Source organism: Streptomyces sp. NBC_00210 (assembly GCF_045160975.1).
Taxonomy (GTDB): domain Bacteria; phylum Actinomycetota; class Actinomycetes; order Streptomycetales; family Streptomycetaceae; genus Streptomyces.
Window position 1 is genome coordinate 2,301,955 of the sequence record NZ_CP108120.1, and the last position, 14,474, is coordinate 2,316,428.

General features: G+C 69.3%; 9 protein-coding genes. 2 read left to right on the forward strand and 7 right to left on the reverse strand.

Going from position 1 to position 14,474, the window contains the following annotated elements; translation table 11 throughout:
- Window positions 1-53: 53 nt before the first annotated feature.
- From OG729_RS10305 to OG729_RS10320, 4 genes are read right to left on the reverse strand one after another with little or no spacing between them, the layout of a single operon-like run.
- The gene (locus OG729_RS10305) at window positions 54-1,973 is read right to left on the reverse strand and encodes an IucA/IucC family protein (RefSeq protein ID WP_405805676.1); all 1,920 of its coding nucleotides are present in this window, start codon (window positions 1,971-1,973) and stop codon (window positions 54-56) included.
- A 59-nt stretch (window positions 1,974-2,032) separates the two neighbouring features.
- Window positions 2,033-2,797 (reverse strand): GNAT family N-acetyltransferase, encoded by a 765-nt coding sequence (locus tag OG729_RS10310; protein WP_360870043.1) that lies wholly within the window; start codon window positions 2,795-2,797, stop codon window positions 2,033-2,035.
- A gap of 41 nt (window positions 2,798-2,838) precedes the next feature.
- Window positions 2,839-4,740 carry an IucA/IucC family protein gene (locus OG729_RS10315; protein ID WP_405805677.1) on the reverse strand — a complete coding sequence of 634 codons (1,902 nt, stop codon included), beginning with the start codon at window positions 4,738-4,740 and terminating at the stop codon, window positions 2,839-2,841.
- Between the two features lie 26 nt (window positions 4,741-4,766).
- The gene (locus OG729_RS10320) at window positions 4,767-6,143 is read right to left on the reverse strand and encodes a diaminobutyrate--2-oxoglutarate transaminase family protein (RefSeq protein ID WP_405805678.1); all 1,377 of its coding nucleotides are present in this window, start codon (window positions 6,141-6,143) and stop codon (window positions 4,767-4,769) included.
- A 267-nt stretch (window positions 6,144-6,410) separates the two neighbouring features.
- On the opposite strand from OG729_RS10320, the gene OG729_RS10325 reads away from it, so the two are divergent.
- Together OG729_RS10325 and OG729_RS10330 are read left to right on the forward strand one after the other, a co-directional pair.
- Window positions 6,411-7,586, forward strand: a complete 1,176-nt coding sequence (locus tag OG729_RS10325) for a hypothetical protein (protein ID WP_360870034.1) — start codon at window positions 6,411-6,413, stop codon at window positions 7,584-7,586.
- A gap of 255 nt (window positions 7,587-7,841) precedes the next feature.
- Window positions 7,842-9,005, forward strand: a complete 1,164-nt coding sequence (locus OG729_RS10330) for a trypsin-like serine peptidase (RefSeq protein ID WP_405805679.1) — start codon at window positions 7,842-7,844, stop codon at window positions 9,003-9,005.
- A gap of 75 nt (window positions 9,006-9,080) precedes the next feature.
- Here the strand turns inward: OG729_RS10330 and hflX are convergent, their stop codons facing one another.
- From hflX to OG729_RS10345, 3 genes are all read right to left on the reverse strand, one after another.
- A complete protein-coding gene (gene hflX, locus OG729_RS10335) occupies window positions 9,081-10,571 on the reverse strand; it encodes a GTPase HflX (RefSeq protein ID WP_360870028.1) in 1,491 nt (496 codons plus the stop codon).
- 191 nt (window positions 10,572-10,762) lie between these two features.
- Window positions 10,763-12,247 carry a M1 family metallopeptidase gene (locus OG729_RS10340; protein ID WP_405805681.1) on the reverse strand — a complete coding sequence of 495 codons (1,485 nt, stop codon included), beginning with the start codon at window positions 12,245-12,247 and terminating at the stop codon, window positions 10,763-10,765.
- Between the two features lie 66 nt (window positions 12,248-12,313).
- Window positions 12,314-14,392, reverse strand: a complete 2,079-nt coding sequence (locus OG729_RS10345) for a RelA/SpoT family protein (protein ID WP_405805682.1) — start codon at window positions 14,390-14,392, stop codon at window positions 12,314-12,316.
- Between the last annotated feature and the right edge of the window lie 82 nt (window positions 14,393-14,474).

A 14,474-nucleotide genomic window follows, 5' to 3' on the forward strand; every position in this document is an offset into this window, starting at 1 on the left:
CACTGACAACGCGGTCAGGCATCGGTTTATCGATGGGTTCGTCGACGAGGTCATCAGACGGCGCCCAGCGGATTGGGGACCGTGCCGTGCACGGCGGCGTGCGGGCGGTCAGGGCGGTCCCGGTAGCCGTCGAGATGCAACCGGTTGCGGTTCAGGCAGAGACGCTCGATACGCGGCGTGAGCAGGTCGAACGTCTCGTAACGCTCCTTGAGCTCCGGGAAACGGGCCTGGTGGCGCAGGATCTCGGCCCGTACGAGCGAGAAGAACTGGTTCTCCGGGACGCCCAGTTGTTCCTCGCAGAGGGGCGCAAGATAGCGGAAGACCCCGATGAAGAGCCCTGCGTGGATGAACTGCGTGAGGAAGGCGGGCTCCTCGGTGAGGAGGATCTGCCGCACGTCGTCGGGCATGGAAGCGTGCTCGGGCAGCGGCTGGGCGCTGACGTTCACATCGTCGACGAAGTCCTTGATCGCCAGCCGCACCGGCACATCACTGTCGTCGAAGACGACGATCGCGTTCTCTCCGTGCGGGGAGAAGACGGTGCCATAGCGGTAGAGGAAGTGCAGCAGCGGCGGGAGCAGCGCGGAGAAGAGCCGCCGGAGCCAGGCAGCCGGGGCGAGCCCGGAGCGGGCGACGAGTTCGGCGGTGAACGCTCGGCCGTGGGGGTCGGTGTGCAGCAGTGAGGCGAGGGTGCGGGCCCGCTCGCCAGGGGCGAGGCGGGGCCCCAGCGGCTCGCGCCAGATCGCCCCGAGGAGCTCCTTGTACTGGTAGGGCACCTCGGGAAGGTGGTCGTAGAGAGGGTGCTCGACGGTGACGGACGCGACCTCCCCGAGCAGGATCACGCCGCATTCGTCGCGCAGAAAAGGGTCCGTGTCGCGCAGGCCGTGCACCCAGGCGGTGACTGCGGGGGCGGCGAGGGTGCGTTCGGTCGGCAGGCCACGCCAGACCAGGGTGTTGAGGATGGACAGCGGCAGTTTGAGGGTGTGCCGTTCTGCACGGTCGACGTTCACGAAGGTGCGGATGGACTGCTGCGGCAGCCGCAGGTCACCGTCCGAGGCAAGCGGAACGATGTCTCCTCGCGCGACGGCGGGGGCGAAGAGGGGCAGGAGCACCTCGTCCCACTGCCAGGGGTGTACGGGGAGAAAGAGGTACGAATCGGGGTCGAGGCCCCTGCCGCGCAGCGTGGTGGCGAAGGACTCGCGTACGGAGGCGTCCAGTTCACGGGCGTACAGATCGTCGGGTCCGGCGAGCCCGGGGACTCCACGGTAGTCGGCAAGGCTGCGGCTGACCGCGAGCCAGGGGAGCCGGGCCGGCCTGCGGGCCTCGGGCGACCAGCGGGCGGTGTCGGTGGCGGAGAAGCCGATACGGCCCTTGTTGAGTACGAGCCAGGGGTGACCTGTCTGGTGGCCTTCGATTTCGGCATAGCCGAGGTCTGCGAGCTCGGCTGCGGTCAACGCGCTGTGATCGAGCCCGGTGTCGGAGAGAAGCGTGACGGTCAGCTCTCGCAGGAGATGACCGAGGGTGGCGCCGTCGAGAGCGAGCAGGTGATGGGCCCGGGAGAGGAAGGCGAGCGGATCGGTGAAGCGCCGGGAGTCGTGTTCGATGGAGGCAGGATCGACGCGCCAGCCTCCGTACGCTCCGCGCCGGGCCCGGAAGGAGAGGCTGCTGCCGTCGTCGATCGTGAGCGTATAGCGGCGGGCACGGGATGCCGGGACCGGCACGGTGGCCTCTTCCCGCCCGCTGATCTCCTCCCGCCCGGTGAGCGCTTCGGGCCCGGTGAGCACTTCGGGCCCGGTGATCTCCTCCGGCTCCGTGACCTCTTCCGGCTTGATGATCTCTTCATAGGCGAACTCGCCGAGCATCTTGGCCAGAAGGCGGCCGGCGGCCAGGTCCCATGCCTGTGGGGTCAGGCCTGGCGGCGTGAACGGGACCACGTGCGGCTGTTCGGAGTCGTGGGTGGCAGGGAACTTCGGCACGGGGACTCCTCGAGTGGAACCGATGCGGGTCGAGCGGTGTAAGTAGGGCAGCGGGTCGTTCACAGCAGGTTGCGAAGGGCGCGGTCGCGGACCATGAGCGCGGCTCGCTTGTCAGGAAGGTCGACTTCGGCGGAGAAGCGGAAGCCGGCGCTCAAGAAGGCCGCGACGGAAGGGGTGTTACGCAGATCGGGTTCAGCGATGACGCGTGCGCATCGAGGGCGATGGTCGAGCACGAGATCGGTGACGGCTCTGAGGAGGATGGAGCCGATACCGCGGCCGCGGTCTGCCACGCCGCCGATGAGGAGGTGGATGCCGGTGTCATGCGGACGGGCGGGATAGTGCCGTGCCAGTGGGTCGAGATCGGCGCGGTAGATCTCGAAGTAGCTCATGGGGATGCCATCGAGCACCCCGAGACAGGGGACGCTGCGGCCGTCACCGTCGAGCTGGGTGCGCAGATGGGCGGCGGTGACGGAGTCGGGTCCCGCCATTTCCCAGAAGGCAGCCACGGCGGGGTCGTTCATCCAGCGGGTAATCAGTGCCAGGTCACGCTCGATGCGTACGGGGACGAGCTGGAAGGCCCCGAGCGAGGTGGTCACGGACCCCCACTCGGCCGGGGCGTCCAGCAGATCGCCGGCAGCCGCGGTGTCCGCCTGCTCGGGGCCGGCGGACGCCTCGTCCTCCCGGAACAGCGCGAGGAACTCCTCTGGAAGCCGCAGGTCCAAGGTGTCCTCGACGCCCCCGGCGAGCTGCGGTGCGGGACTGCCCCCCGCGAGCCGGGGTGGGGGGCCGGCTCCGGTGTCGGTGCTCGCATCGGTGGGAGGCACGGTGGCGCTCTCCTCTCGCAGGTCGGTCGGGTTGTGTTGCCTCAAGAACGAAGGGGGTTGGTGATGGTGACGTAAACGGACTGGGTGTCGACCGGGCCGACGAGTTCGTCGAGGCCGCGCAGCCGGGTGAGCAGATTGGCCTTGGAGCGGAGCGTGGGGGCGTCGAGGAGCTGCATGGGCAGCGGCGAGCCGAGGGCCGCGGTCGCGGAGAGAAACTGCCGGAATGCGGCGATGAGTACGCGCTCGTCGGCAAGGCGCTGCGAGCCGAAGGCTCCGATCAGGCCGAAGACATTGTTGATGCCGAGGTAGTAGGCGAAGCGCTCGTCGGTGACATCGTCGGAGACAAAGGTGTCGCTCCTGGATCCGATGCCGGGGAGCCGGCTCTCGAGTGCGGCACGGTGCGACTGACGGAAGTAGTAGCCCTGGTTGTCGCGGTAGCGGCCGCCGACGGGCCAGCCTTCCGGGTCGAGGATCACCAGGGTGTTCTGCTGGTGGGCTTCGAGGGCGATGCCCGCCTTGGCGTCCAGCCAGAGCACCGGGCGTACGACGTGGTCGAGATAGCGGAGGAACCACTCTGCGGCTACGGCGCCGGTGGGGCGGCCGGTGCGCTCGGCAAGCCTGGCCACGATGTCGGCGAGGCGCGAGTACATCCCGGGTCGGCCCGGCCATGGGCGGGGGGCGGTCAGACCCGCGATGCAGACAGCGTCGTCGCCGAGCCCGAACGGATTGTGGCGCAGCACGACGTCGAGTCCGGGCAGCGGCTCGCCGTCAACTGAGTCGACCGCGAGCCAGGCAGGGTCGCGCACGATGTCGAAGCCGGGGTGGGCGGCTTGCCACTGTTTGGCGAGTCCGGTGCGGAGCAGGCGGTGGACTTCGACGCCGCGGTGGAGTTCCTTGCGGAGGTTCTCACGACGGGAGTTGGTGATGCGAAGGCCGAGGGAGAGTTTGAGCATGGCCGGGGCGCCGGGCCGGTGCACGGTGCGGACCGAAGAGGTGGGATGCCAGTGGTCTCCAAAGGGCCCCAGGTCGTGCAGGAGGCCGGCATCGAGAAGGGCCCTGACGCCGGGTCGGTGTCGCAGTTCGCGGGCCTGCCAGGGGTGGAGCGGCAACGCAACCGCGTGGTCGGGGAGTTGGAGGTCCCCACAGAGACGAGTGATGAGCCGCTCGGCCGGCAGAGTGCGGCCCTGTTCGGTCCAGGCCGATTCGGTGGCCAGTACTGATCTGTCGACGGCCATCCAGTGCAAAGGGAAGGAGCCGTGCAACTCCGGTGAGTAGAGCTCGGCTTCTGCCTCGGAGAGTCCTTCGCGGCTCTTGGGCGTGGGGTGCAGCGGGTGGCCGAGCAGGAGCGACTGCTCGGCGGTGAGGAAGAGGTCCGCCTCGGGGGTGGGAGTGGGGTCCGCGCGCCGGTCGCTGATGAAGTCGGCGGTGCGCCGTACGGAATCGGCGACCCGGCCGACCAGGTCGGCTCCTTCGGTCTGGCCCGCCTCACGGCCGAGGAGGGCTGCGACGGTGACGCCGTCGGCGGCGGGCGCGTCGCGCAGCGCTCCCTCCAGGACCGGCAGGCCGAAGCGGTGCCATCCACAGGGCGACCAGTACCGGACGGGGACGAGCAGTGCCGTGCCGGTGGTGGGCAGGGGGATGCGCAGGGTATGTCCGTCGGGCTTGTCGAGGTTGTTCTCCCGCACCCAGCAGCGGAGCAGATTCTCGACAGCCGCCGCGTCCGCGGCGCGGTACGGATCGGGGTGGTCGAGAAGCTCGGTGTCTGCGATCCCCGCGGACGGGCCAGTGGTGGAGGTCTGCTGTTCGCCGTGACCGGGAGTCTGTTGGCACGGCACCGTCGGCGATTCAACAGTGACGCGGCCGCGCCCGCCGGCCTGTCCTCGTTCGGGGGCGGTGGAACGGCCGTCGGCCTCGGGCGCATCGGGTGCGGGGGTGGGATTCACGGGGGTCTTCCTTGTGATCGTCCGGGTCAGTAGGACTGTCCGCCGTCGGTGCAGCGTTGCCGTGAGCGCTCGGCGGCGGCCAGGGCGTCGGCGAAGCGGTCGAGGACAGCCATGGCCTGCTCGTCGGTGAGTGTGAGAGGAGGGAGCAGCCGTACGACGCCGGAGTGGCGTCCGCCGAGTTCGACGATGAGCCCGCGCGTCAGGCACTCCTGCTGAACGGCGGCGGCAAGGGCGGGTGCGGAGGGCGGGACCAGGGCGTCCGGCGGTGCGGCGTCGGGGTCCACGAGCTCGACGCCGATCATGAGGCCCCGGCCGCGTACGTCCCCGATGCAGGGGTGTGCCGCCGCCAGCCCCTGCAGGCGGCCCAGCATGCGCGCGCCAAGGGTTGCGGCGCGCTCGGCCAGCCGGTTCTCGCGTACGAAGGCAAGGGTGGCCGCGCCCGCCGCCATGGCGAGCTGATTGCCGCGGAAGGTGCCGGCGTGGGCGCCGGGCTGCCAGGCGTCGAGTTCGGACCGGTAGACGATCACGGCCAGTGGAAGGGAGCCACCGATCGCCTTGGACAGGACCATCACATCCGGTACGACGCCGCTGTGTTCGACCGCCCAGAAGGTGCCGGTGCGCCCGACGCCCGTCTGTACCTCGTCGGCGATCAGGGGGATGGAGCGGGCGGCGGTGATCTCCCGCATTCTGCGCATCCAGGCGTCCGGGGCCGGGATCACCCCGCCCTCACCCTGCACCGGTTCCAGGATCATTCCGGCCGGCCTGGGCACCCCGCCCTTGGGGTCGTCGAGGAGGCTCTCGGTCCAGCGTGCGCCGAGTTCGGCACCGCGTTCGCCGCCGATGCCGAAGGGGCAGCGGTAGTTCTGCGGGAAGGGCAGCCGGGACACCCGTACATCGGTGGCGCCGCCCGATGCGTCGAGGGCGCCTGCCGTCATGCCGTGGTAGGCGCCGGTGAAGGCGAGGAGGCCGTTGCGGCCGGTCGCCGTGCGGACGAGTTTGAGAGCCGCCTCGACCGCATCGGTACCCGCGGGCCCGCAGAACTGGATGCGTGCGTCATCGGCCAACTGGCGCGGCAGCGTGGCGAACAGCTCTGTGGTGAACGCGTCCTTGACCGGCGTGGCGAGGTCCAGGACGTGCAGCGGCGCCCCCGAGTCGAGGACCTTCTTGATCGCTTCGAGCACCACGGGATGGTTATGACCGAGCGCCAGGGTTCCCGCACCCGAGAGGCAGTCGAGATAGCGCCGACCGTCCGCTCCCTCGATCGTCAGCCCCCTGGCCCGGACAGGAACGATGGGCAGCGAGCGTGCATACGTACGGGCCGCGGACTCACGGAGCGACTGACGGCGCAGAATTCCCTCGTGCGCGACGGGCGGCGCCACCGGAGCAGGTTCGGTCACGGCCACGGCTGTTGGTCCTCCTGCTGTAACGGTTGCGTTGCACATCGGTACAGCGTTCGTACGCCGCCCGGCCGGGCTGAACGCTCACCTTGGGTACCCCGTACGTACCAACGACGCCGCAAGCTGGGGATCACGGGCAATCGGAAGATCCTTGGGGCGGACGATCGTTGGTGACGGAACCGCGGACCTGGTGAGTGCCGTCCCCATCGGCACCGGCATAGTTGAGGGCCGCCCGACAGTTCAGAAGTACTGAAGTCCCAGGGGGATCAAGAGATGCGACCCATTCGCCCGACGCTGGCAGCGGCTTCCATCGCCGCCGTGCTCGCGCTGGCTGCCACCGCCTGTGGTCCGAGCGAGGACAACGCGGGCGGCAAGCCGACCACTCCCGCGAGCCAGCCCGCCGACGACAAGATCACGATCCCGGACGACCTCAAGGACCGGCTCAAGGAGCACGGGATCGACCTGGACAAGTGGAAGAACGGCGAGTGGAAGAACTGGAACAAGGACAAGTGGCTCCGTGAAGCCAAGGACTTCGTCAATCCGATCATCGAGGACCTGTGGGACCCGGACCGGATGCGCGAGGCCGAGAAGCCGCCGGAGAAGCCCGTCGACAACGACATCTCGGGCGACAAGGGAGTCACCGACCCGACGCCCGAGCCGGTCAACGCGCAGGCCGTGAAGGCCCCGTACCACTCCAACGCGGCGGAGGCCGGCAAGGTCCTCTTCGACGGACCGGAGGGTTCGATGGTCTGCTCCGCGACCGTCGTGAAGGACCCGGCCAACCCTGGCAAGTCCAACTTGGTGTGGACCGCGGGCCACTGTGTGCACGCGGGCAAGAAGGGCGGCTGGTACCGCAACATCGCCTTCGTGCCGTCGTACAACGACGGCGCCAAGTCCACCGCCGAGCTGGCGAAGATGACCAAGGAGCAGATCGCTCCGTACGGCGTGTGGTGGGGCGACTGGGCCCAGACCTCCGAGCAGTGGATCTCCCAGGGCGCCGCGACCGGCGGCCAGGGCGCGCCGTACGACTTCGCGGTGATCCATGTGACTCCGGAGAAGGGCAGCACGGGCAAGTCCCTCGAGGAGACGGTCGGTTCGGCGCTTCCGGTGGAGTTCAACGCTCCGGCAGTGCCGAAGATCGACAACATCACCGCCACCGGTTACCCGGCGGCGCCGCCGTTCGACGGCGAGAAGTTGTTCCAGTGCTCCGACAAGCCGGGCCGGCTGTCCGTCAAGGCCAACGAGCCGACGATGTACCGCATCGGCTGCACCATGACCGGTGGTTCCTCCGGCGGCGGCTGGGTGGCCAAGGGCCAGGACGGCAAGCCCGCCCTCGTGTCCAACACCTCCATCGGCCCGGTCACGGCCGGCTGGCTGGCCGGTCCGCGCCTCGGTGACGAGGCCAAGGGCGTCTACAACGCGGTGAGCAAGAAGTTCGCGGGTCGCTGAGCACCAGTCCGCGTCTACCGAGGGAGGCGGGGGTCCGCGGCTGCCAGGCCGCAGGCTCCCGCCTCCCTTTTCGTGCAGACCGCCGGCTCCGAGAGCCCCTCTCGTGGAGACTCCGTGCAGGTGGGAGCCCCTCTCAACTCCACAGCTCCGCACCGCCTTAGAGTGGTGCCGCGTCATGGGCGGCCCCGGAAGGCCGCCCTTTCGCGTGACACGTTCATGGCACAAATCCATTGCACTTCAGGGGGAATCGTTTCCATGCGATCCATACGTCCGTTGCTGGCCGCCACCGGCATCGCCGCGGCCCTCGCGCTGACGGCCACCGCCTGTGGCCCCGGCGAGGACAAGGCCGCCGACAAGCCCGCCTCTTCCAGCACCGCCGCCGACACGGGCGGCGACGCCCTTCCCGCGGACCTGGCCGACAAACTCAAGGAGCACGGTGTCGACCTGGACAAGTGGAAGAACGGCGAGTGGAAGAACTGGGAGAAGGACAAGTGGCTCCGTGAAGCGAAGGACTTCGTCAATCCGGTGATCGAGGGCTTGTGGAAGCCCCAGCGGATGAAGGAGGCCAAGGACCCCTCGAAGACGCTTGCCACGAAGGATGCCCCGGTCGACTCCGGCACCGACCCGGAGCCCCGGCCCGTCAAGGCCCAGGCTGAGAAGCTCCCGTACCACGACTACGCGGCCCCTGTCGGTAAGGTCTTCTTCGACTCCCCCGAAGGCACGATGGTCTGCTCCGGCACCGTCGTGAAGGATCCGCGCAACCCCGGTAAGTCCAACCTCGTGTGGACCGCGGGCCACTGTGTGCACGCAGGCATGAAGGGCGGCTGGTACCGCAACATCACGTTCGTGCCGTCGTACAACGACAAGGGCAAGTCGGAGGCCGAGCTGGCGAACGCCCGGCCTGAGGAGATCGCACCGTACGGCATGTTCTGGGCGGACTGGGTCTCGACATCGAACGAGTGGATCAGTGCGGGCGGCCCGACGGGCGCGGGCGGTGCTCCGTACGACTACGCCGTTCTGCACGTCAAGCCCGAGCACGGCACCAAGTCCCTTGAGCAGACGGTCGGCAACGCCCTGTCGGTCGACTTCTCCGCTCCGGCGGCCTCTTCCGTCGACGCGATGGGCGCCTGGGGCTATCCGGCCGCTCCGCCGTACAACGGCCTCCTCATGCACAAGTGCATCGACCGTCCCGGCCGTCTTACGGTGGTCGCCGGCACCCCTGCGATGTACCGCATCGGCTGCACCATGACCGGCGGTTCCTCCGGTGGCGGCTGGTTCCGCGTCCTGGGCAAGAAGACCGTACTGGTCTCCAACACCTCGATCGGCCCGGTCACCAATGGCTGGCTGGCCGGCCCTCAGCTGGGCGCGGGAGCCGAGCAGCTCTACAACGTGATGAGCGAGAAGTACGGCGACAAGTAGCCGACGGGATCGCATAAAACCCGAAGGCCCGCGCCCCGTGTGGGGTGCGGGCCTTCGGTCTGGCAGTGGGACGCGTCAGTGAGTCACCGGGACATAGGGCGCCAGCGCCGCGGCCAGCTCCTCGTGCACCCGCGCCTTGAGCAGCGTGCCCTCCGTGGTGTGTTCCTCGGAGAGAACCTCGCCCTCGGCGTGCACCCGCGAGACCAGCCCACCCTGCGTGTACGGCAGGAGAACCTCGACCTCGACCTTGGGCCGTGGCAGCTCGACATCGATGAGCGCGAGCAGCTCGTCGATGCCTGCACCGGTCCGCGCCGACACCGCGATCGCATGCCGCTCGATGCGCAGCAGTCGCTGCAGCACCAGCGGATCGGCCGCGTCCGCCTTGTTGATCACCACGATCTCGGGCACGTCCGTGGCGCCCACATCGCGGATCACCTCGCGCACGGCGGCCAGCTGCTCCTCCGGCGCCGGGTGTGCCCCGTCCACCACATGCAGGATCAGGTCGGAGTCCCCGACCTCCTCCATCGTGGAGCGGAACGCCTCGACGAGGTGGTGCGGCAGATGCCGTACGAACCCGACGGTGTCGGTCAGGGTGTAGGTCCGGCCGCTCGGCGCCTCGGCCCGGCGGACGGTCGGGTCCAGGGTGGCGAACAGCGCGTTCTCCACCAGGACGCCGGCGCCCGTGAGGCGGTTGAGCAGCGACGACTTTCCTGCGTTGGTGTATCCGGCGATCGCGACCGAAGGCACCTTGTTGCGCCGGCGCTCCTTGCGCTTGATCTCGCGGCCCGTCTTCATCTCCGCGATCTCCCGGCGCATCTTCGCCATCTTCTCGCGGATCCGCCGACGGTCCGTTTCGATCTTGGTCTCACCGGGACCACGAGTGGCCATGCCGCCACCGCCGCCGCCACCCATCTGCCGGGACAGTGACTGACCCCAGCCGCGCAGCCTGGGCAGCATGTACTGCATCTGCGCGAGCGCGACCTGCGCCTTGCCCTCTCGGGACTTGGCGTGCTGGGCGAAGATGTCGAGGATAAGGGCGGTCCGGTCGACCACCTTCACCTTGACTACGTCTTCGAGTGCGATGAGCTGACCGGGGCTGAGCTCACCGTCGCAGACGACGGTGTCGGCGCCGGTTTCGAGCACGATGTCGCGCAGCTCCCGCGCCTTGCCCGAGCCGATGAAGGTGGCCGGGTCCGGCTTGTCACGGCGCTGGATGACGCCGTCGAGCACCAGCGCGCCCGCCGTCTCGGCGAGTGCCGCCAGCTCGGCGAGGGAGTTCTCCGCGTCCTGCACCGTCCCCGAGGTCCATACGCCGACCAGCACCACACGCTCCAGGCGCAGCTGCCGGTACTCGACCTCGGTGACGTCCTCGAGCTCGGTGGAGAGACCCGCCACACGCCGCAGCGCGGCGCGCTCGGAGCGGTCGAACTGATCGCCGTCCCGCTCTCCGTCGATCTCGTGGCTCCAGGCGACGTCCTCTTCCATCAGGGCATCGGCCCGAAGGCTCTCGGTGCGCGTCTCCGCGAAGCTCTGCTCGTCCTGGGAAGGGGATGAAGAGGAGGTCATTGGATCCTTACGTCGATCGAAGAGTGATGAAAAGTGCCGGAGGAAAATCCCGCACGGGAAAGTCCGGTACGTCAGTCACAACGCGTAACGGGTCCGGATGATTCCCGGATGATTCCGGAGAGGTTCCGGCCCCGGCCGCGTCGCCGACCTGTTGATGGTCGCACGCGCGTGCCTGGGCCGTCACCCCGATTTCAGCGGGTCGGGGGCGTCGTCGCAGCGGTGCTCCGCCAGTCTGCGTGCCCCGGCATCGCAGGCGTCCGCTTCGCGTACAGCCACTCCTGGAAGAACTTCGACAGATCACGCCCCGAGATCCGCGTGGCGAGCGCGATGAAGTCCGCGGTCGTCGCCGTCCCGTCCCGGTACTCCCGCACCCAGGCGCGCTCCAGCTGCTCGAAGGCGCCTGTCCCGATCGTCTGCCGCAGGGCGTACAAAACCAGCGCGCTGCCGTCGTAGACCACGGGCCGGAAGAGGCTGATCTTCTGTCCCGGCGACGGCGGCTTGGGCGCCGCGGGCGGCCCGCCGTCGGCCCGCCACTGATCGGAGTACTTGTACGCCTCGCGCATCCGCTCCAGCACCGACCGTCCCGGCTGCCCCGATGTCTCCTGCCCCGATGTCTCCTCTGCATACAGCGCCTCGTACCAGGTGGCATGTCCCTCGTTCAGCCACAGATCGGACCAGGTGCGGGGCGAGACGCTGTTGCCGAACCACTGGTGGGCGAGCTCGTGCACCATGATCGAGTCGACGTACCACTCGGGGAACGCGCCGTTGGTGAAGAGCGAGCGCTCGAACAGCGAGAGTGTCTGGGTCTCCAGCTCGTATCCGGTTTGCGCGTCGGCGATCAGCACTCCGTACGTCTCGAAGGGGTAGCGGCCGACGTGCTTCTCCATCCACTCCAGGTGCGCCGGTGTCCGCTTCAGCCAGGGCTCCAGCGTCTTGCGGTCGGCGGCCGGAACCACGTCGCGCACCGGCATTCCACCCGGCCCCGTGCGGGCGAGGACGGCGGAGCGGCCGATCGAGACCTGCGCCAGCTCGGTGGCCATGGGGTGCTTGGTCCGGTACACCCAGGTGGTGGTGTCGCCGTTTGCGGTCCTGACCGTCGGCAGCCCGTTGGCCACCGCCGTGAGCTCCTTGGGAGCGGTGATCCGGAAGGTGAAGTAGGCCTTGTCGGCGGGGTGGTCGTTGGAGGGGAAGACCCGGCGCGCGGCGTCGGCCTGGTTCGCCATCGCCAGTCCGTCGGAGGTGCGCACCCAGCCCCCGGCGTCCGCGGAACCGCCGGGGTCGCTCGTGTGATGGACCGTGATCCGCAGGCGGGCGTTGCGCGCCACGGCGTTCTCCGGCTCCACCACCAGGTCCTCTCCGGCCTTCGAGAACTCGGCGGGCCGGCCGTTGACTTCCACCGAGCTGACCGTGCCGTTGGTGAAGTCGAGGTTGATGCGGTCCAGTCGCTCCGTCGTCAGGGCGTCGATCTTGGTGACCGCGTCCAGCGGCTTGGTGTTGCTGCCGCTGTAGGTGAGAGCGATGTCGTACGCAGTGACGTCGTAGCCGGGATTGCCGAGGTGCGGGAAGAGCGGATCGCCGATGCCGAGCGGTACGGGTGGGGGCAGGGCCGCGGCGACGAGGGTGGCCGCGGAGGTGGCCAGCAGGGCGGCACGCAGGCGCCGAGATGTGAGCAGCATGACCTACGGCTATCAGCGCACCCGGCGGGGACCGTGACGGCGCGCGTCGCGCCCACCCGAACGGGGTCAGGCGGTGGCCGCCGGATGCTGGGTGCGGCTCACGTCGTACACACCCGGCACATCGCGCATGGCCCGCATCAGGGCGGGAAGACCTGCTGCGTCCGGGAGTTGAAGGGTGTACGTGTGCCGTACGCGCTGCTGACTCGGCGGTTCGACGGTCGCCGAGACGATTGCCGCGCCCTCGGTGGCGATGGCCTCGGTGAGGTCGGCGAGCAGCCTCGGGCGGCCGAAGGACTCGGCGACCAGGGTCACTCTGCACTCGGCCGCGTCGCCCCAGCGCACCGGGACTGGCTCCCGGTCCAGGGACTTCATCCGGGCCACGGCGGGACACTTCTCGCGGTGGACCGTCACGGTGCCGCCGCGTACGGCGAACCCGGTGACTGCGTCGGGCGGCACCGGCGTACAGCACCCCGCGAGTCGTACGGTCGCGTCCGGCAGGTCGACGACGGCATTGGCCGCGGCGGGCCGGTCGGCGGTGACGGGCGCGGGTCTGCGGGGGGCGGCCGCCTGCACCTTCGCGCCCTCCGGATGCTCCGCGAGCCAGGTGGTGATGGCGATGCGCGCGCCGGGAGTGCGGGCGTGGTCGAGCCAGTCGGGCGAGGGTCCCGAGGCGGCGTCCTGGGCGAGCAGCAGATGCACCGTGTCACCGTCGCTCAGCACCGTACTCAGCGTCGCCAGGCGGCCGTTGACGCGTGCGCCGATACAGGCGTGCGCCTCCTCGCCGTACTGCGCGTAGGCGGCGTCCACACAGCTTGCGCCGGCCGGCAGGCCGAGCATGCCGCCGTCGGCGCGGAAGACGGTGATCTCGCGGTCCTGCGCCAGATCGGCGCGCAGCGAGGTCCAGAAGGTGTCGGGGTCGGGCGTGGACTGCTGCCAGTCGAGGAGGCGGGAGAGCCAGCCGGGCCGGGTGGGGTCGGCGCGCTCGCCGTCGGCAGGCTCGGCCCCTTCGACCGGTACATACGGATTCCCGAGGGCGATCACTCCGGCCTCGGCGACCTTGTGCATCTGATGCGTACGGATGAGCACTTCGGCGACCGCGCCCTCCGGGCCGGCGACGGCGGTGTGCAGCGACTGGTACAGGTTGAACTTGGGGGCGGCGATGAAGTCCTTGAACTCGGAGATCACCGGCGTGAAGCAGGTGTGCAGCTCGCCGAGGACGCCATAGCAGTCGGCGTCCTCGCCGACCAGCACGAGCAGCCGTCCGAGGTCTGTGCCCCGAAGCTCGCCCCGCTTGAGGCTGATGCGGTGTACCGAGACGAAGTGCCGTGGCCTTATGAGGACTTCGGCGGCGATGCCGGCGTCCCGCAGCACCGATCTGAAGCTCTCCGCCATCGCGTCGAGCGCGCCTGAGGCGGAGGAATTGTCGGCGATCAGCGCCCGGGTGCGTTCGTACTCCTCCGGGTGGAGGATCGCGAAGACGAGGTCTTCCAGCTCCGTCTTGAGCGCCTGGACGCCCAGCCGTTCGGCGAGCGGGATCAGAACGTCGCGGGTGACCCTGGCGATGCGTGCCTGCTTCTCGGGACGCATCACGCCGAGCGTGCGCATGTTGTGCAGGCGGTCGGCGAGTTTGATCGACATCACGCGGACGTCGTTGCCGGTGGCGACGAGCATCTTGCGGAAGGTCTCGGGCTCGGCCGCCGCGCCGTAGTCGACCTTCTCCAACTTGGTGACGCCGTCGACCAGATAACAGACCTCGGCACCGAACTCGGTCCGCACCTGATCGAGCGTCACCTCGGTGTCCTCGACGGTGTCGTGGAGGAGGGAGGCGGTCAATGTGGTGGTCTCCGCGCCCAGTTCGGCGAGGATCAGCGTGACGGCGAGCGGGTGCGTGATGTACGGCTCGCCGCTCTTGCGGAACTGTCCGCGGTGCGAAGACTCAGCCAGAACATACGCCCTGTGCAGGATGGCGAGGTCCGCGTCCGGGTGGTGGGCGCGGTGCGCATCGGCGACATGGCCGATCGCGTCGGGCAGCCGGTCGCGGGCGGCGGGCCCCAGCAGCGCGGCACGGCCCAGCCTGCGGAGGTCGATCCTGGGACGGCCGCGCCTGCGGCTGTGGGCACCAGGGTTGGTGGCCTCTGCACTCATGGGCACCTCCGGCAGCTTCGACCGGCGGTGGGTAGGGCAGGTGTGCCCTCCGGGCCGGTGCTTGATGCTACCGAGCCCACCA

Excerpts from the sequence above, each read along its gene's own strand:
- OG729_RS10325 (WP_360870034.1), top strand. The coding sequence starts at position 6,411 with ATGCGACCCATTCGCCCGACGCTGGCAGCGGCTTCCATCGCCGCCGTG.
- OG729_RS10330 (WP_405805679.1), top strand. The coding sequence starts at position 7,842 with ATGCGATCCATACGTCCGTTGCTGGCCGCCACCGGCATCGCCGCGGCC.
- hflX (WP_360870028.1), bottom strand. The coding sequence starts at position 10,571 with ATGACCTCCTCTTCATCCCCTTCCCAGGACGAGCAGAGCTTCGCGGAG.
- OG729_RS10340 (WP_405805681.1), bottom strand. The coding sequence starts at position 12,247 with ATGCTGCTCACATCTCGGCGCCTGCGTGCCGCCCTGCTGGCCACCTCC.
- OG729_RS10345 (WP_405805682.1), bottom strand. The coding sequence starts at position 14,392 with ATGAGTGCAGAGGCCACCAACCCTGGTGCCCACAGCCGCAGGCGCGGC.